Origin of the sequence: Pseudoalteromonas sp. BZB3, from assembly GCF_040104455.1 — a bacterium.
Classification (GTDB): Bacteria; Pseudomonadota; Gammaproteobacteria; order Enterobacterales; family Alteromonadaceae; genus Pseudoalteromonas.
Map to the genome: position 1 here is coordinate 34,896 of NZ_JBECOS010000002.1, position 18,438 is coordinate 53,333.

General features: G+C 41.1%; 19 protein-coding genes. 12 read left to right on the forward strand and 7 right to left on the reverse strand.

From position 1 onward, the window contains the following. Positions 1-50: 50 nt before the first annotated feature. The 5 genes from ABMY35_RS02310 to ABMY35_RS02330 all read left to right on the forward strand — a co-directional run bounded on the left by ABMY35_RS02310 (position 51) and on the right by ABMY35_RS02330 (position 2,143). Positions 51-239: a DUF2892 domain-containing protein gene (locus tag ABMY35_RS02310; RefSeq protein WP_349284837.1), complete on the forward strand. Its 189-nt coding sequence runs from the start codon at positions 51-53 to the stop codon at positions 237-239. Positions 240-243: 4 nt separating this feature from the next. Beyond that, complete coding sequence (locus ABMY35_RS02315) at positions 244-588, forward strand: rhodanese-like domain-containing protein (RefSeq protein ID WP_349284838.1); 345 nt, start codon at positions 244-246, stop codon at positions 586-588. A gap of 226 nt (positions 589-814) precedes the next feature. Further along, positions 815-1,228, forward strand: coding sequence for a hypothetical protein (locus ABMY35_RS02320; RefSeq protein ID WP_349284839.1), 414 nt, complete (start codon positions 815-817; stop codon positions 1,226-1,228). Between the two features lie 9 nt (positions 1,229-1,237). Beyond that, positions 1,238-1,555, forward strand: coding sequence for a helix-turn-helix transcriptional regulator (locus tag ABMY35_RS02325; protein ID WP_349284840.1), 318 nt, complete (start codon positions 1,238-1,240; stop codon positions 1,553-1,555). Between the two features lie 222 nt (positions 1,556-1,777). Beyond that, positions 1,778-2,143, forward strand: coding sequence for a nuclear transport factor 2 family protein (locus tag ABMY35_RS02330; RefSeq protein WP_349284841.1), 366 nt, complete (start codon positions 1,778-1,780; stop codon positions 2,141-2,143). Between the two features lie 22 nt (positions 2,144-2,165). Here ABMY35_RS02330 and ABMY35_RS02335 read toward each other — a convergent pair whose 3' ends face one another. From ABMY35_RS02335 to speA, 5 genes are all read right to left on the reverse strand, one after another. Beyond that, positions 2,166-2,945 (reverse strand): transporter substrate-binding domain-containing protein, encoded by a 780-nt coding sequence (locus ABMY35_RS02335; protein ID WP_349284842.1) that lies wholly within the window; start codon positions 2,943-2,945, stop codon positions 2,166-2,168. A gap of 207 nt (positions 2,946-3,152) precedes the next feature. Beyond that, positions 3,153-4,328, reverse strand: coding sequence for a mechanosensitive ion channel domain-containing protein (locus tag ABMY35_RS02340; protein WP_349284843.1), 1,176 nt, complete (start codon positions 4,326-4,328; stop codon positions 3,153-3,155). Next, the gene (locus ABMY35_RS02345; RefSeq protein WP_349284844.1) at positions 4,325-5,239 is read right to left on the reverse strand and encodes an acetyltransferase; all 915 of its coding nucleotides are present in this window, start codon (positions 5,237-5,239) and stop codon (positions 4,325-4,327) included. The genes ABMY35_RS02340 and ABMY35_RS02345 overlap by 4 nt, the downstream gene beginning before the upstream one ends. Positions 5,240-5,254: 15 nt before the next feature. After that, positions 5,255-6,121, reverse strand: a complete 867-nt coding sequence (locus ABMY35_RS02350; RefSeq protein WP_349284845.1) for an acyltransferase — start codon at positions 6,119-6,121, stop codon at positions 5,255-5,257. Between the two features lie 112 nt (positions 6,122-6,233). Continuing rightward, entirely contained in the window at positions 6,234-8,114 is a 1,881-nt protein-coding gene (speA, locus tag ABMY35_RS02355; RefSeq protein ID WP_349284846.1) for a biosynthetic arginine decarboxylase, read from the reverse strand. Between the two features lie 311 nt (positions 8,115-8,425). Between speA and speE the strand changes: the two genes are divergently transcribed. Then, positions 8,426-9,286, forward strand: coding sequence for a polyamine aminopropyltransferase (gene speE, locus ABMY35_RS02360; protein ID WP_349284847.1), 861 nt, complete (start codon positions 8,426-8,428; stop codon positions 9,284-9,286). A gap of 69 nt (positions 9,287-9,355) precedes the next feature. Here the strand turns inward: speE and ABMY35_RS02365 are convergent, their stop codons facing one another. Both ABMY35_RS02365 and ABMY35_RS02370 read right to left on the reverse strand, forming a co-directional pair. Beyond that, positions 9,356-11,305 (reverse strand): S9 family peptidase, encoded by a 1,950-nt coding sequence (locus tag ABMY35_RS02365; protein WP_349284848.1) that lies wholly within the window; start codon positions 11,303-11,305, stop codon positions 9,356-9,358. A 326-nt stretch (positions 11,306-11,631) separates the two neighbouring features. Continuing rightward, a complete protein-coding gene (locus tag ABMY35_RS02370; RefSeq protein ID WP_349284849.1) occupies positions 11,632-13,401 on the reverse strand; it encodes a DUF885 domain-containing protein in 1,770 nt (589 codons plus the stop codon). A 318-nt stretch (positions 13,402-13,719) separates the two neighbouring features. Between ABMY35_RS02370 and ABMY35_RS02375 the strand changes: the two genes are divergently transcribed. The 6 genes from ABMY35_RS02375 to tatB all read left to right on the forward strand — a co-directional run bounded on the left by ABMY35_RS02375 (position 13,720) and on the right by tatB (position 18,428). After that, entirely contained in the window at positions 13,720-14,703 is a 984-nt protein-coding gene (locus tag ABMY35_RS02375; RefSeq protein ID WP_349285012.1) for a GGDEF domain-containing protein, read from the forward strand. Positions 14,704-14,823: 120 nt separating this feature from the next. Beyond that, complete coding sequence (gene ubiE / locus ABMY35_RS02380; RefSeq protein ID WP_349284850.1) at positions 14,824-15,579, forward strand: bifunctional demethylmenaquinone methyltransferase/2-methoxy-6-polyprenyl-1,4-benzoquinol methylase UbiE; 756 nt, start codon at positions 14,824-14,826, stop codon at positions 15,577-15,579. Between the two features lie 8 nt (positions 15,580-15,587). Continuing rightward, the gene (locus tag ABMY35_RS02385; RefSeq protein WP_349284851.1) at positions 15,588-16,190 is read left to right on the forward strand and encodes an SCP2 sterol-binding domain-containing protein; all 603 of its coding nucleotides are present in this window, start codon (positions 15,588-15,590) and stop codon (positions 16,188-16,190) included. Positions 16,191-16,200: 10 nt separating this feature from the next. Continuing rightward, positions 16,201-17,802, forward strand: a complete 1,602-nt coding sequence (gene ubiB, locus ABMY35_RS02390) for a ubiquinone biosynthesis regulatory protein kinase UbiB (RefSeq protein WP_349284852.1) — start codon at positions 16,201-16,203, stop codon at positions 17,800-17,802. Positions 17,803-17,859: 57 nt separating this feature from the next. Then, positions 17,860-18,090 carry a Sec-independent protein translocase subunit TatA gene (gene tatA / locus ABMY35_RS02395; RefSeq protein WP_138477702.1) on the forward strand — a complete coding sequence of 77 codons (231 nt, stop codon included), beginning with the start codon at positions 17,860-17,862 and terminating at the stop codon, positions 18,088-18,090. A 5-nt stretch (positions 18,091-18,095) separates the two neighbouring features. Continuing rightward, a complete protein-coding gene (gene tatB / locus ABMY35_RS02400; RefSeq protein ID WP_349284853.1) occupies positions 18,096-18,428 on the forward strand; it encodes a Sec-independent protein translocase protein TatB in 333 nt (110 codons plus the stop codon). Positions 18,429-18,438 lie beyond the last annotated feature (10 nt).

Genomic DNA, 18,438 nt, shown 5'->3' on the forward strand with positions numbered 1-18,438 from the left:
TTACTAATAAACTAGTTATGACTGACGTCTTCTGAATTTTGAGGTGAGCTATGACAATGCATCCAATACTGCGCTTAATTGCCGGCACTATGGTGTTAATTTCTTTACTGTTAACCTATTTCGTACACGAAAACTTTGTGTGGTTTACGGTATTTATTGCTATAAACTTAATTCAATCATCTTTCACGCTTTGGTGTCCGATGATCACTTTTTTAAAACGATTCGGTATTAAGGAATAGTTCAATGTTGACTCCTGTTCAAGATGTATTAAAAACAGTTCGTCCTAATCAGCGCTGCATTAGCGCAGAACAAGCAAAGCAAGAAATTCAAGACAATGAAGGTGTACTTATTGATGTACGCGAACCTCAAGAGCACGCGCAAAAAGCAGCAACCGGTGCAGTCAATGTGCCACGCGGTTTACTAGAATTTAAATTACCTGAAATCGTGAAAGATGCCGCAAAACCCATTTATGTGCATTGCGCTACAGGCGGCCGTGCGGTATTTGCCGCAGAGCAACTGACTCGTATTGGCTATCAAAATGTGACGGTGATCACCTGTAAAGCTGACGATATTTGCAATATTTTCTAACCTTTTGCGCTTTGCCCCTGTGCAAAGCGCTCTTTCACTCTGCCACCATACTGTCATATCACTCTTTAATATTATTTTTATTAGCTTATAAATTAATAAGTTATAACATGTGACACCCACTGTCTTATGACAAAAAAGGCACTGACATATTGCTGTCGGCGCTTTATACTGACGTACCGAATATGCTTATCCCAACTTAATCAAAACAACTAAGGGAATATGCACTATGACGCCTAGCATCAACAACGAAGAAAAAGCACTGCCTAAGAAACTGCCTTTTGAATTGTATTTTCAAGATGGGGATAACCAAATCGCCTGTAAAGCCAATTTTTATAACGGCAAAGAATATGTTTACATCAATGATGAGTTAGTTTCCGAAAAAAGAAATATTGGTTTTAAAACGGTACATGAATTCGAATTTGAAAGTAACCCGTGGCAAGTCACATTCGATGTAGTGAATCTAATAACCTGTAAAACAGAGTGTGTTGTCATTAAAAATAAAAAGATTATTGGTCGAAAAACTCTCGACCCATTTTCTTGGAAAGCACTATTTAAATTCTTTATATACGGAGTTATTTTTGGCGCTACGGTTATGACAGCAGCTTATTATTTAGGCCGCTGGTACGGCAGCACGCTGTAGGAGACTGCCATGCGATTAAACCCAAAAACCATAAAACAGCTAAGAGATGACAAAAATTGGACACAGCAATCATTGGCAGATGCTTGTGGTTTGAGCCTTCGCACCATTCAACGTGTTGAAAAAGAAGGGGTTGCCAGCCGCGAAACCATGATGAGCTTGTGTGCCGTTTTTGAAGTAAAGCAGTCATCCCTAATTAACCTAGATGAAGCTGAGGCTAATAATAGCAGCCAAACGACTACTAACATGAAGCAATATTTAATGATGTTCGGTACTGCACTATTAGGTGGACTTGCAGGTGCAGGCATTATGTATTTGTTAATCGGATAAATAGCTAAAGCTCTATATTTCATGGAAAAGGTAATGAAAGAATCAATGAATAAATATTATAAAAGTAGCTTGTTTCTTGTCGTCATTGGCACAACACTGTCGACACAAACACCGCCTTTTTATGCTGACATCATTATTTTAAGTATCGCGCTAATATACGCGCTCCTTGGCTATAAACAGAGCCGAAAATAATCAATAACTTAAAAAAATACCGAGGAATGTATGACAGAGTTAGAACTGACTACTATTGCCATCGTTGATAAACAACTCGACGCCTATAACAACCGTGATATCGAAGCCTTTGCTGCGACATATCATGATGATGTTGAAATTCATGCTTTCCCTGGTGGCTTACAATATCAAGGCAAGGATAAGCTGATTGAGCGCTATGGTCAGAAGTTCGCCTCTTTAAAATATCTTAATGCCAGTTCATTAAAACGTATGATAGAGGGCAATATTTTAGTCGATCATGAGCTTGCAGAATCAGCCAGTGAGGATGCCAATATTATTGATAATAGCGTGACGATTATCGCCGCTTATGAGGTGATTGATGGCCTTATTAAACGCGTTACTTTTATGGGGCGTTAATAGTTATCCTAACTCTAATGAATTACTCTATGATTAAAGCTGATGGAATAGCCGGTAACTGGTATGGGGCAACCAATTTATTTAGTTCTCCTGATTTTGCCAGCTTTATCATTTTTCTTTGCAAGTTTACCGCTAACTTAGTTTTTGCGAACCGTTGGCTGAATGCCATATGACCGTAAATATTATTGTTATGCCTATAGTTTACTTTCTTTAATTGATCAAATGGCTGGTTTAGCGTTCTCATCGCCACCTCTGCGGTTTCTTCAACCGACAATACCAAATCAACCCGCCCTTTCAGAAGCAAATCAAACGCCACATGCTCAGAATTAACTTGCACTCGATTGAGTGTTTTGTCTTCATCAAACTCTTTGTAATAAGCACCTCCACGCATTACCGCAATACGTTTACCATGTAGCTCATCAAAGTTATTTACCTCTATATTACTGTTTTTATTTGCGTAAAAAACGAAAGAAGAAGATAGAACCATATATGGGGGTTGCACAAATGCCATGGTTTGCGCACGGCGATTAGTCTTAATTAATCCCCCCATTACATCAACTTGTCCTTGGGCAAGCATACGTACACAACGAGAAAAGGGGCAAGGTATGGGTTTTATTTTGTAGTTTTGATGAGATTCTTTCAGTAACTCTGAGACGATATCGATGATCAAGCCTTGGCTTTCACCTTGTTGGTCGATATAGCTATAGGGGGGAGCATGATCTACGGCAATATGAATAGTGTGGTCGGCCCAAGAAAATCGAGCAAACAATAAAAGAAAAAATGTGATAGCAGTATATTTCATCAAATTACCTCTATTCACTTCCTTATTGCTTTGCGTGATTTCTAGCTCCGTATCAAGTGCCACAAAAACGAACTGATGTTATCGTCAGAACAACATTATATTATCATAGCAAGTTGCCAATTATTGAGTAAATTATGACAATTTTTTTACTAGATATAACACAAAAGAATTACAGTGATTCACCTAAAGTATTAGTGACCTTTAAAACTAGTCAAGTTTTAACTGCCCGGTTACAGCTTGGTAAGGCTTGAGCTCAAATTTTTCTAATGCAGCAATCAGATACTCTATTATTTCAGCCTGCAACTGCTCATAGGGGACCCATTGGGTATTACGACTAAAGCAATAAACCTCTAACCCTAACCCTTTTTCACTGGGTGCCAGTGATCGTACCATCAACACACATTCTTGATTAATTTTAGGGTGATTTTTTAAATAATGCTCAGCAAACAAGCGATAAACTGAAACATTACTCAGAGGTTGTTCTGTTGCGAGCTCAAACCCTATGTTCTCGGCTATCTGTTCCGCCTTCTCTACAGACCAATTCTGTAGGCTATGCATATCCACGAAAATAGGTCGCTTAATACGTCTTCCCGCCGACTGCTGCATTGCCCGCCAATTTTTAAATGAATCAGTAATAAGTAAATAAGTTGGAATGGTCGTAATGGTGTTATCCCAATTACGTACCCGCACGGTGTTCAAGCCCAAATCAAGCACTTCACCATCAGCACCAAAGGCATCAACTTGGATCCAATCACCTATACTAACTAAACGATTAGCCGCTATCTGAATACTCGCTACTAACCCCAAAATGGTGTCTTTGAATACTAATAAGGTGACAGCTGCAATGGCGCCAAAGCCGGAAAGAATATAAGTCGGAGACTTATTGATCAGAATACTGATAACTAAAATAGCGCAAACGATAAATGTGATCAGTTTTGCGACCTGAACTAGGCCTTGAATAGGTACATCTTTAGCAAATTTTAGCTGTAAATAAATACCATGACCTAAATTTGCAAAAGCACTCAGCATCAAACCTGAGAATATCACTAACAAGATTTGCCCTGCTACTTTAGCAACAGAGAATAGCCATTCAGGTGCAACAAATACCCTTTGATAAAAACCCAAAAATAACACACAGCAAAGCAAGGCTGACAAACGGCCTGATAACTTGCTTAGCTGTGAACTCAGCGGAGTTATTCGACTCGGTGAAAAGCGTGTTATGGCATTTTGCAAGCTAGGCAACACTAAACGGCGGATCACCAAATATAACAAGCAAATACCTGTTATACCAATTACGTTGGCAACTGAGCTTGTCAGCCAAGTAGCCGTTATTGATTGCTGTAACCAAGGTTCGATCAATTGGGTTAAGTGTATTTCTGTCATAGTTGCGACACTTCCTTTGCTATCGCGTTACTACTGCTTTGTAAAGTTGAAAGTGAATCAATTAAATTATCTTTACTGTGCCATTGAGCATTTAGATATTGTTGAAATGTCACTCTATAGGCTTTATCTAATTGATAATCACCTTGAGGTACTTTTGCTAAAGGCACATACTCTAATTTAACATCAATGACTGCTAATCTGCCAAGCATAAAGCTTTGGAAAATATTTTTATTGCTACCATGATAAATGAGTGTGGCATTTATTAAACCATCGAGTTGTTCAATAAGTACTTGAAGCGCAAAAGCCGTACCTCCTGCTTTAGGTTTAAGCAGATGTTTAAATGGAGAGTTTTGCCTTTGTTGTTTATGTTCAGTAAAGCGAGTGCCTTCAGCAAAGTTAATCACTGTCGTTGGATGATGTTTAAAGCTTTTACAGCTTTTTTGTGTGCGTGCCACGTCCATACCCTTTAACTTAGGATTTTTAGCTATTTGTGCTTTGCTTGCTCGCTTCATAAAGGGCATGCCTAAAGCCCAAGCACCTGAGCCTATAAGCGGCACGTATTTTAATTCATCCTTTAAGAAAAATTTAGGTGCCGGCAAGGCTTCAATAGCAGTCAACACAATAATGTCTAACCAACTAATGTGGTTTGCTACCAGCAAGTACCAGCCCTGCGCATTGATCTGTGGCGCAATTTCTGTCGAGAACTGCACGCCGCTAAGTTTGAGCGCAAAGTAATTGCCACGACACCAGCATTTATAAAAACCATGAAGAGCATGAGATACCAGCGCTAAGGGCAGTAATAATTTCACCAACCCCATTAAAAAGATCAGCGTTCCCCACAATGCGGTATTGAGCACTAAAACAGCCGTCGCGACTGCCCCTCTAATTAATTGCATGATATTTACTAGCACACGCATCTCCAAAGCCTATTTCAGCTTTTCTAATTGAGCGTCTTTTTGCTCCCAAAGCGTATTAAGCTTTGCTTGAAACTGCACTCTAAACTGATTATCACCACCGTAGTCACCGATCAGTTTGTCGTCTACGCTTTGCGTTTCAACATGAACTTGCACACGCTTCATTTTGCCCGAGGCGAAATCCATAAAAGTTGGAATGCCATCAGGATAATGAATGGTGACATTCACGATTTGATTGATTTGCTCACCCATAGCTTGCATTACAAACGCGATACCGCCAGCTTTAGGCTTAAGTAAGTGCTTAAACGGACTTTTCTGAAGAGTATGTTTGTCTGGTGTAAAACGCGTGCCTTCAACGAAGTTCACTATGCTCACTGGCATAGTTTTAAATTTTTCACAGGCTTTGCGCGTAGTCTCTATGTCTTTGCCTTTAAGCTTGGGATTCTTCTTTAGCTGACTTTTACTGCTGCGCTTCATAAACGGAAAATCCAGCGCCCACCAAGCTAAACCTAAGAAAGGCACATAGAGGAGTTCTTTTTTTAAAAAGAAGTTTAAAAAAGGAATTCGGTTATGCAGCACACGTTGCAATACTAAAATATCTACCCAACTTTGGTGATTCGCAATAACTAAGTACCAATCTTTGCGCTGTAAGGCATCTAGCCCGGTTAATTCAATCTTGTATGGTGAAAAAATATTTTGAATTAAGCTGTTGGTCGCCACCCAATTACTGGCACAGCTTTTAGCTAATACACCAAATAAAGTTTGTAGTGGCTTGAAAGGAACGAGTTTTATCAACCCGAAGATGAAGATAGGAACAAACCAAAATAATGTGTTTAAACAATAAAAAATAAGACTAAAGATACTGCGAAAAAACGACATGAATGACTTCCTTTACCACAACATAAGTACGGCGATACACCTTATATCGCCATATAGCGTATGAATAATACCGTTTTTTACGCAAACACAAAAGTGGAGGCTAAAACTCGCACTAGTCTTCGAAGTAGGTATAACCTTCTAGACCCGCTTGTAGCTCAGCTAAATATTGCTGTTTTTGCGACTCAGGAATGGTTAATGCAGACACTAATTGCTGGAAGTTATCTGCAAGCGAACTCGGCTCATAATGCACAAACTTCAATACATCAGTGACGCTATCACCCTTAATGGCATTGGTTAACTGATAACCGCTTTCAGTCATTTCAACATGTACTGAGTCGGTATCACCAAATAAATTATGTAAGTCACCTAAGATCTCTTGATATGCGCCGACCATAAACATCGCAATATGATATTGGTCGCCGGTATTGTATTGCGGAATTGGCAAACTCGCCTCGATGCCGGTCCCTTCAACATATTCTCTGATCTGACCGTCAGAATCACAGGTAATATCTTGAATGATCGCACGTTGAGTCAATGGTGTATGTAAGTTCTCAATTGGCATCACAGGGAATAACTGCTGAATACCCCACACATCCGGCAGTGATTGAAATAAAGAGAAGTTAACAAATAACTTATCGGCCAGCTTTTCATTTAAGTCATCTAGCACTTCTCGGTGTGCACGCGATTTGCTGTCTAGCGCACTTCGCACTTTATGCAGAATCGTAAAGTAGAGCTGCTCAATTTGTGCCCACTGCAGCATGCTTACTAAGCCATGCACATACTGACCATGCGCTTCGCTGAATAAATGCATCGCATCGTGGTAGCTTTCAAGTGCCATGCGCGGCGACACTTGCTGATATACGCCATATAGCTCTTGTAAAATAGTGTGTGCGTCGGTATCAGGTTGACTTACTTCGACCTGATTAGGGGCTGTTTCAACATCAATCACATCAGTGATCAACACCGCGTGATGCGCAGTGAGTGCGCGGCCCGACTCTGTGATAATTGCAGGTTGAGTTAAACTATGCTGCTCACATACATCCGCAAACGCAGACACCACGTTTTTCGCATACTCTTCAACCGTGTAGTTCATCGAGCAAGCACTACGTGAGCCAGAGCCCTCATAATCAACACCTAAACCACCGCCTACATCAACAGTGCAAAGTGGCACGCCTATTTTAGAGAGCTCTGCAAAGTGACGGGCACATTCAATCAGCGCACGTTGAATATCACGGATATTGGCGATTTGCGAGCCGATGTGAAAGTGCACCAACTGCATTAAATGCAGCTTGCCCGCAGCTTTTAGCATCTCAACCGCTTCAAGCACTTGACCTGCAGTAAGACCGAATTTGCCTTTCTCACCACCGGTATTTTGCCACTTACCTTTACCCACCGAGTTGAGGCGAATGCGAATACCAATCGCAGGCTCAATGCCTAAGTCTTCGATTTCTTTCAATAGAGTGGTTAGTTCAGAAAGCTTTTCGACTACGATATTTACGTGATGGCCCAGCGCTTGACCAATACATGCCAAACGCAAGAACTCACTGTCTTTATAGCCGTTACACACGATTTTAATCGGTTGCTTTGCCAAGCCTAAAATAGCCATCAGCTCTGGCTTAGAACCAGCCTCCAAGCCCACTTTACCACTTGGATGAGCAAGCAGCTTACTTACGACTGAGCACTGCTGATTTACTTTTATTGGATAAACGCACGTGTAGTCGCCCTGATACCCTTTATGCTCGCACGCTTTTGCAAACGCATTGGTCATAGTATCGACTCTGTCTTGCAGAATATCGGTGAAACGAACCAGCACAGGTAAAGTTAAACCTTGTGCTTTAAATTCTTCAGTTAACTTTGTGAAAGAGATCGGTGCCTTACTTTGGCATTTATCAGGAAACGCAACCAGCTCACCTTGCTTGTTGATATCAAAGTAACCATCGCTCCAATGGGCTACGTTATATGTTGCTCGCGCGGTATCTAAACCCCAAGTCATCTCGACCTCTTAAACAAACTAGCAAAACATGCATTTTAATATGCAGTTTAAGCATTTGCGACTGTATTTTTACTCATTTTGCTCAGTTACAGCTAAGCTATAAATTAACAATCTATTTTTTACGCTACCACGTATTACAATTAAATGATTTTAATTGTAGCTCTGTGTAAAACAGCACAGGTTTAAGTGGAAAGCACCGGGGAATATTGAAGTATAAAAAACTGCCCCAACATCCATTAAATAATGATTGAGCATAAACTCAGGCGCTGGCAAAATGCGCCGTTAACAATTTACAGTGTGATTTAATTCTTATGTCGAATTTAGAAGCAAACCGTTGGTTTACCGAGATCAGTGATCGCGATGGCAGTGCGTTCTCTTTACGCATCAATAAAAAGCTTGATGAAATTCAGTCTCCTTTCCAAAAAGTTGAGATGTTTGAAACAACTGACTTTGGCAACCTGATGATTATCGATGGTTGTACTATGGTAAGTACTCGTGAAAACTTCTTTTATCACGAGATGATGAGCCACCCTGCTCTATTCTCACACCCTGCACCTAAAAATGTCGTGATCATTGGTGGTGGTGACTGCGGTACATTACGTGAAGTACTAAAACACCCTAGTGTTGAAACAGTAAAGCAAATCGACATAGACGAAGTAGTGACACAAATGTCATTAAAATACTTCCCTGAATTATGTGAGTCAAACAACGACCCGCGTGCAACTGTGATGTTTGATGATGGCATCAAGTACATGCGCGAAGCAACGCCAGAATCAATTGATGTGATCATTGTTGATGGCACAGATCCAGTAGGTCCAGGTGAAGGTTTATTTAACCACGCTTTCTATACAAGCTGTCTAAATGCACTACGCCCAGGCGGTATCATGATCCAACAAAGTGAATCTCCACTGATGCATATGCCACTGCTTTTAGAAATGCGCGATGCAATGAAAGATGTGGGTTTTGCAGACTTACAAACCCTGCCTTTCCCACAGCCAATCTATCCAAGCGGTTTATGGTCGGCAACTATGGCTCGTAAAGTTGAACAGTTCGCTGGTTTCCGTGAGCAAGATGTAGAAACTGCAACTTTCGATACTGAATATTACAATGTCGGTATTCACAAAGGCGCATTAGCAACGCCTAACTTTATGAAGCGTGCGTTCGAAAAGTAATAGCCAGCATTGCAGCAATAAAAAAGCCCGATTAACTCGGGCCTTTTTATGTGTTTTACTAATTCGAAATTAAAGCACTAAGTGCTCATCAAGAAACGCTAATACACGCTTGTAGTAATCGGCTCTATGCTCCGGCTTATAAAAACCATGTCCTTCATTTTCTAATAACATGTATTCATAAGGATGCTTCGCTTTCTTTAAAGCATCAACCAAAGATTCAGCTTGTTCAATCGGTGCTCGCTCGTCATCACCACCATGTACAATAAGCACTGGCGCTTTTAATTTGTCGATATTATAAGAAGGCGAATAAGCTTTAAGCTTTGCTTCATCTGTACCCAATACTTGTGTTAAGTACCTTTGACCGGAGTTGCGCTCTGCTACATCACCTTCTTCAAACATCAATGGCAGATCATAAACACCTACGACACCAATCGCGCACTTAAACATATCTGGCTCAATAATCGAACTTTGTAGTGCTGAGTAGCCACCAAAACTGGCGCCCATGATGCACATATTTTTAGGATCTGCGTAGCCTTGTTCAATCACATACTTAGTCGCATCTATGATGTCATGCTGAATTGCTGACCCCCACTTTTGGTGACCTGCATGTTCAAATGCACGACCATACCCACCTGAGCCCCTAAAGTTCACTTTTAAGACTGCAATACCGCGATTAGCAAGCAATTGTGCATCTGGGTCAAACCCCCACCAATCTCTAGGACCATGTGGACCACCGTGAGGCATGACGACTAATGGCAAGTTTTTAGCTTCTTTATTGAAAGGCAAAGTAAGATAACCATGAATTTCAAGGCCGTCTCTCGCTTTAAATGAAACAGGCTTAGTTTCTGCCATCAAGCTGTAGTCGATACCTTCCATTGTATTAAACAAGAATTGTAATTGGCCTTTATCTGCATGATAAAGGTAGTAAGAACCAGGGTTAATATCACTATGCGCAAAAACAACAGATATCTTCTCATCAACAGTTGTGCTAACCAATTGAATCTGATTACCCGGTAAAGACTTTATTAAACTTTTTAAACGCTTGCTCATTTTTGCTGTATTATCAACAAAGGCGTAAGTTGGATAGCCTGGCTCAAGCTCAACGGCAAATAGCTCATGGTTGATATTATCAACCCACAACTGCTTTGGTGAAACTACTTTATCTTGTAAGATTTTCTTCACTTTTCCAGATTCAAAATCTAACTCAAAGATACCCTCTGCTTCACCAGACTCTGATGCCGTGATATAGACTTTCTTACCTGTGCCATCAAATGCATGAAGATTAATATCCGTTAGGTTTGCATTAAGCTCAAACTCTCTCCATTCTTCATTGTTTTTATTTCTGATATGAATGGTTTGATGAATATAGTTATCTGTCGATAATGAAACCCGAACTTGGCCTTGATTATCAGTTAAGAAAGCAGCCATTCTTGAAGGTGAGCGCGTAATCCTCTTACGAACGCCAGTTTCAACATTAACTTTATAAACGATAGTTGTAGGTTCTTTGCTTGCACTCCATGGAATAGTATAAACCAACATATGTTTATCATCATCGATAAGTGGATCTAGTACATATGAGGTGCCATAGACTGGAGTTGCTTTTCTCAAACGTGAACCTGTTTGCATCTCACCTTGGTAACCAATTAAATACCTTCCTCCTGAGCCATCGGCATCTATTCCAAATAGCTCACCCATATACACTGGGTGATCTGTCCACCCCTTTACATATAGCTTTCGCATCACTAAACGTTCTGCATTAACCCAATGATAGGAACCGACTTCAGAATTGCCCGAGAACCTTACAATATTTTCAATTTTATTTTCTTTAAGGTTTAAAACAATTAAGTTGTTGCGACCCTCTACCTCAGAGGTGAAACTAAGATATTTTCCTGTTGGGGAGATTTGCACTCGCGAATATTGTTCACCAGCGCTAAATGCTTCTATTGGTATCTGCTTTGCTGCTATTGCCTGTCCAAATGACATCAATAATATCAATGTCCCATACATTATTATTTTCATTTGATATTTGTTCCTTTTTAAAAATATCATTCTAACACTAAAGCTTTTGTCTTTAAATTGTAAACAAACATGTCATTATTAATTTCATTTTTTTCGCAGTGAACTATTCCACTTATTCTTAACCATCAGCAAACTTCATACAGGCTGAATGTGAAAGTGAGTGATTAAGCTCAAATTTAGTGGTGTTAGAAAAGATTAAATAGCTGTGTATTGCTAGATTTTGGACTAACTAGCTCCTAAGGCAAGTACTCTATGCTGAGCGACAACAAAGTCATCATTTAAAAGGCCCTAGTAGAAATATAGGGCCTTCATTTTCAGGTGGATAATTAAGATTGCGCCAATATATCGTTTATATATTGATTTACTTGCTCTTCTAACACAAACAGAGGTACTGAACCGTGGCGTAAAATCTGGTGGTGGAACTCACGAATATCAAACTTATCACCTAAACGTGTTTCAGCTTCTTTGCGCAGACGCTTAATCGTCAACTCACCAATTTTGTACGACAATGCCTGTCCTGGCCATGAAATATAGCGATCAGTCTCGGTTTTTACGTTATGTAACGATAAAGCCGTATTATCTTGCATAAACTTCATTGCTCTATCTCGGCTCCAACCAAACATGTGCATACCGGTATCAACCACTAAGCGCGCTGCACGCCACATTTCGTAAGTTAAACGACCAAAGTTGCTGTATGGGTCTTGGTAAAAGCCCGCTTCTAGACCTAAATATTCAGAATATAAGCCCCAACCCTCACCAAATGCTGAAATATAGGCATTACGGCGGTAACTTGGTAAGTAGTCTAGCTCTGCGTTTAAAGCGATTTGTAAGTGATGGCCTGGTACTGCTTCATGCAGTGTTAACGCTTCTAAAACATATAGTGGGCGCTTATCAAGTGCATAAGTATTTACCCAATAAAAGCCTGCTTCATCGTCTTTACGTGCACCTGAATAACGGCCCGTTGTGTATTTAGGCGCAATGCTCGCTGGTACTGGGGCAACACCGTATGGACGACGTGGCAATGTGTGGAACAACTTAGGCAGTTGTGCATCCATTTTTTTAGCAATGAAAGAGGCTTCTTTTAACAGCTGCTCTGGCGTTGTGGCGTAAAATTGCGGATCGGTACGTAAGAAGTGCACAAACTCAGCGAAGCTACCTTCAAAGCCTACTTGCTTGATAATTTGCTCCATTTCCGCACGGATTCTGGCGACCTCTTGCAAACCTAGCTCATGGATTGCCTCTGGGGTCATATCCGTAGTGGTGTAATGCTTAGCGCGATTAGCATAGAAGGCTTTGCCATTCGGTGTACTGCTAATACCAATCTCTTCACGCGCTGCTAAACGATACTCCGCTGTGAAGAATGTGAAGTAGTTCTGGTACGCAGGAATAACCGACTCTGACAAGACTTGTTTCGCCTGTGCCTGCAAAGCCTGCCATTCAGCATTATTTAATTTCGCAGTATTTGCTTTAAATGGTGCAAAAAACTCAGATTCTTCGATATTTTCTGGAATATAAGCAGAAATCGACTCTTCATAGCCAACAAGCACGGCCTGTGGCTGAGTTAAGCCCACTTTTATCCCTTCTTTCATCCAAGCAATATTTTGCTGAAAAAATCGAGGGACTTGTGAAAGACGTTTTAGATATAAATCAAAGCCAGCCTTCTTACTGAAGTCATGCCCTCGAACCATAAATGAGAGACTTGAATGAAAGCCATACTCAGAAGTCAACGGTATGTAATGTGCGTTAAATTGGTATTCGTCGACCTTATTCTGCACCTGTGCACGAATAATGGTGTGGTTAATTTGGTTTTCACTACTTAATCGCGACACATCAATGCGGTCTAACTGCGCTAAAAAGTTGACTCGTTGTTTATTTTGCTCTGCCAACGCGGTCGCTGATAAGTTTGGCAATAAATACTCCGCATTTAAATCTTGGCGAGAATAAGGGCTAATTTCGCCGCGATAAGTTTCTATTTGCTGAGTTAGTCGCGTGAACTGAGTGTCTAAAGACTGACTAGTAAGTTGGCAGCCCGATAGTGCTAAAGTGACCGAAAGGACACAGGCACTTAACAAGCGAGTTGGTCGAACATTTTTCACTTTTTTATCCTGTAACTGATTTATCACTACCTTATAGGCTCTAAAAGCACTGATGCAATAAATTGCGACCAGCTTAAACAAACAGCAAGCTCGGTCCTCTCTTTGCTCCCAAGTTGGAAACTCATACTTTTTGCTCGCATTTCAATCAAAAAATCCCTCTTATCTTTATATTTGCTGCTTTGACGCATTTTTTCCTTTGCAAAAAACCAGAAAAAAAGTAGTCTGGGACAGTTGTGATGGATCACAGTGTTTCATAGGGAGGTTGCTAATATTTTGTTTGATTTAGTATGCGGTAGTAACATCATGTTTCATGATCCAATGGTAGTAGCTCAAGAGAAAATGACTAAGGTCTGCGTGTTCTTAGAGCAGCATCATTTACCTCCAACTCCGCTCAATTACCAAGTCGCTTACACTTACATTAGCAAGTCTCATAACGAACTCAATCAAACCTTAGACTATGCCATCAGGCAGGGTCACAACATTGATAGCATCTTTATCGAACAGCTATACTTTGAACATCTGAACCGCAACCATGACATTGAAGCAAACATGCTGAAAAACGTCGATAGTGTGGTAACAAACCTTGCTAATTCAGCACAACAATCTCAGCGTAGTATTACCAATTTTGCAGAGCAAGTAAGCGTTTGCGTCAACAGTTTAGATGAACATAATATCGCAAAGACCAAACATGCATTGAGTCAGTTGGCCAAGCATACTGATGTTATTCTTCAGCAGCATAAAAAGTTCAAAGAAATACTTCAGAAAACCCGCTTAATGCATCGTGAAGCTAGACAGCAACTCACTAAGCTTCGAAAAGAACAACTGATTGATGTGCAAACGGGTTTGTATAAACGTCATTACTTAAATCAACAAGCGCAACTGTGGATCACACAAGATAAACCTCTGTGTGCTATCTCCATTCAGATCAATAACCTGCATGAGTTTTCTGAAGACTTTGGTGACCTAGTTAGTGAAGTCGTGTTAAACCGTGTGGCGAAAAAGATCCAAAAGTATGTGTTTGAAAGTGGTTTACCAGGTCGCACTGCAAAAGATGAGTTCGTAGTGTTGATGTCGGACATTGAACCGGAAACCGCGAATATCATCGCTGAAAAGATCCGCGTCGGTGTAGAAAAGCTTAAGTTTGTCAGCTCAAAAAGTGACAAAAACCTACCAAAAGTAGACTTATCTTTCGGCATTGCCAAACGCAACGACGAAGAGAACTTCAATGCCCTAGCGCGTAAGGCAACACATGCAGCACATAAGGCACATTCTCTTCAACAATCCGCCTTTATTGCCCTGTAACAAACAAAGCCTAAATTTACAGAAACAAGCGCAAATTCATCTGTTATAAATTGCACCTCTTAGCCGCAATCAAGTACACTATGGCTTGAAATTCAATGCCAAACAATTAGAGAAGCAAAGATGAAAGAGTCGCAACACAATACCACTGATTTTGGTTATAAAACCGTTGACCGCGAAGCAAAAGCCTCTATGGTTGCCGATGTATTCCATTCCGTTGCGGCCAAATATGACATCATGAACGATCTTATGTCGTTTGGTATTCACCGCCTTTGGAAACGCCAAGCCATTGCCAGTGCAGGTGTTCGTAAAGGCCATCGTGTTTTAGACCTAGCAGGCGGTACCGGTGACTTAACGGCAAAATTCAGCCAGTTGGTTGGTGACACAGGTCAAGTTATCTTAGGTGACATTAACGACTCTATGCTTAAAGTGGGCCGTGACAAACTGCGCGATTTAGGCTTAGTGAGCAACATTGAATATGTGCAAATGAATGCCGAGGCGCTGCCATTCCCTGATAACAGTGTTGATGTGATCACCATTGCATTTGGTTTACGTAACGTTACAGATAAAGACGCCGCGCTTCGCTCTATGTACCGCATTCTTAAGCCGGGTGGTCGTTTACTGGTATTAGAATTTTCTAAAACAGATAACGAAGCACTTTCAAAGCTATATGATTTCTATTCTTTCAATATTTTGCCAAACATGGGCAAATTGGTTGCCAATGACAGCGAATCTTACCGCTACCTTGCGGAATCTATTCGTATGCACCCAGATCAAGAAACACTTAAAGGCATGATGGAAAACGCGGGCTTCGAACAAGCAACGTATCAAAATATGACAGGTGGCATCGTCGCATTGCACCGAGGCTTTAAGTACTAGGATCGACTATGCTGACGACGCTTGCCTGCGCAGCCATTGAAAATGCGCTTAATCTGCTTTTAGACAAAGAGCCCAGCTTAAAACTAGCGCTTGATCAGGTTAAGCATCAAACCTTGGCCGTCGAGATTAGGGACTGGCATACGACCTATGCGCTCACTTTCACTGGTAGACAGTTTATGCTGTTCAACAACTACCAAGAGCAAGCTGAGTGTAAGATCAGTGCACACTTAGAGACCTTACCTGAGCTCAAAGATCCCAGTGTCATGACACAACTTATTCGTCAGGACAAACTGGATTTAGAAGGTGACTTGCATTTAGCACAGGCATATAGCGGCGCTTTTGCCAAGTTAGACATTGATTGGGCTGAACATCTGTCCGCTTACATCGGAGATGCCCCAGCACAACTCATCGTCGAAAAAGGCCAACAAACCAAAGCGTGTTTAAGTCACAGTGCCACAACCTTTGCCGGCACTTTCACGCAACTTATGCAAGATGAGCTGAAAGTTGCGATTCACCCATTAGAATTGCAACAGTTTAAACAACATACACGCGCTATTAAACAACATGCTGCGCAACTCGAACAACGTATTGAACAACTTTTAAATCGCTAAGGGAGCTATTTTGTCTGCATCGCGTTTGTATCATATTACAAAAACCCTTCTGCAATACGGCCTTGACGATCTCATACCGAAAGACAAATTCCCTTGGTTTGCAAAAGCCGCCAGAAATAGCTTATTTTGGCTGCAAAATCAGCATAAAGATAAACCTCTGGGGTATCGCCTTCGCCTAGCCCTACAGTCTCTTGGCCCAGTTTGGATCAAGTTTGGGCAAATGCTGTCTACACGTCGTGACTTGCTGCCTGATGATATCGCTCGCGAACTAGCCCTACTGCAAGACAAAGTAGAGCCGTTTGAAGGTCACAAGGCACAAGAACTCATTGAACAAGCGTTAGAGATTAATAGCATCGATGAACTTTTTGCTAATTTTGAGCAAACCCCGTTGGCGTCTGCGTCAATTGCCCAAGTACACACTGCAACCCTAGAACTTGAGTCAGGTACTCAGGATGTCGTCATAAAAGTCATTCGCCCTGATATCGAAAAACAAATTCATGCCGACTTATCTTTAATGGGGCAAGTTGCCAAAGTCATCGTCAAGTTTATTGGTGAATCACGCCGTCTTCGTCCCGTTGAAGTAGTGAAAGAGTATCGTAAAACTTTATTAGATGAACTCGACCTGCAACGTGAAGGGGCAAATGCCCTGCAACTAAGACGCAACTTCTTAGACTCTGACGCACTATATATTCCTGAGGTATTCAGCGATTACTCACGCAAAAATGTACTGGTAATGGAACGCATATACGGCATTCCTGTATCAGATATTGACGCCCTTGAAGCTCAAAATACCAATTTAAAGTTACTCGCTGAACGTGGCGTTGAAGTCTTTTTCACCCAAGTATTCAGAGACAGTTTTTTCCATGCCGATATGCACCCTGGTAATATCTTTGTCTCTCGTGAATATCCTGAAAACCCAAAATATATTGGCATCGACTGCGGCATCGTCGGCACCCTAAATAAAGAAGATAAGCGCTATTTAGCAGAAAACTTTATTGCCTTCTTTAACCGCGACTATCGCCAAGTTGCGCAGTTACATGTTGATTCGGGCTGGGTGCCCGCCGATACTTGCGTTGAGGAGTTTGAGTTTGCCATTCGTACGGTGTGCGAGCCCATTTTCAATAAACCGCTTGCTGAGATTTCATTTGGCCATGTGTTGGTTAATCTGTTTAACACGGCACGCCGTTTTAACATGGAAGTACAGCCCCAATTGGTATTGTTACAAAAAACCTTATTGTATGTTGAAGGGTTAGGTCGACAACTCTATCCACAGCTCGATCTTTGGCAAACGGCGAAACCTTTCTTAGAAAATTGGGTCAAAGAACAAGTGGGCCCTGTCTCAGTATTGAAACAAATGTATGCTAACTTGCCATTTTGGGCAGAAAAGATGCCTGAACTACCAGATTTAATCTATCAAAATCTGAAACAAAAGAAGCAGCATACCGTGCAGCCTGTAGTAAACTCTCAAAAGCCTATTTTATTGGGAATGCTGGCTTCTAGCTTGTTAATTGTGTCTGGTCTCAGCTTTTTAGCAACACAGACAACCTTGAGCACCATTACCTTAATTGCATCAATCGGCGCGTTTCTGGCGGCGTGGCGTAAAACAGGGTGATATTTTGCTCACTGAGCGTATAATCAACTTTTATTTAATCTTTCATACGGAGTCATTATGGGTGTAGGTGGAATTAGTATTTGGCAACTTCTGATTGTTTTAGCGATCATTGTGCTTTTGTTTGGTACTAAAAAACTACGCGGCATTGGTGGCGATTTAGGTAATGCAGTAAAAGGCTTTAAAAAAGCCGTTTCTGATGAAGACCAAAACAGCAAACCTGAGCAACTTAAAGACAACAGCCAACAGCAAACCCAAGCAGCTGAAGAAAAGCAAAAAGATAAGGTTTAACCCTTATGGGTATGTGGGAATTAGTGGTCGTCTTAATCGTCGGCCTCGTTGTGTTGGGCCCTGAACGCCTGCCCGTCGCAATTAGAACTGTCAGCCGCTGGATTAAAACCATTAAATCAGTGGCTAACTCTGTTAAAGCTGAAGTCAATGAAGAGCTGCGAATTCATGAGTTGCACAATAACCTTAAAAAGGCTGAGCAACAAAATATGGAAGATTTAGCACCAGCACTAAAAGAGTCAGTTGAAGAGCTTAAAAAGGCCGCAGAGTCAGTGCAACACAGCTATAAACAACCCGTTCAACACACCCCCGTTGAACAGAAAAACGATAATCAGAAATAACGAGCACCCA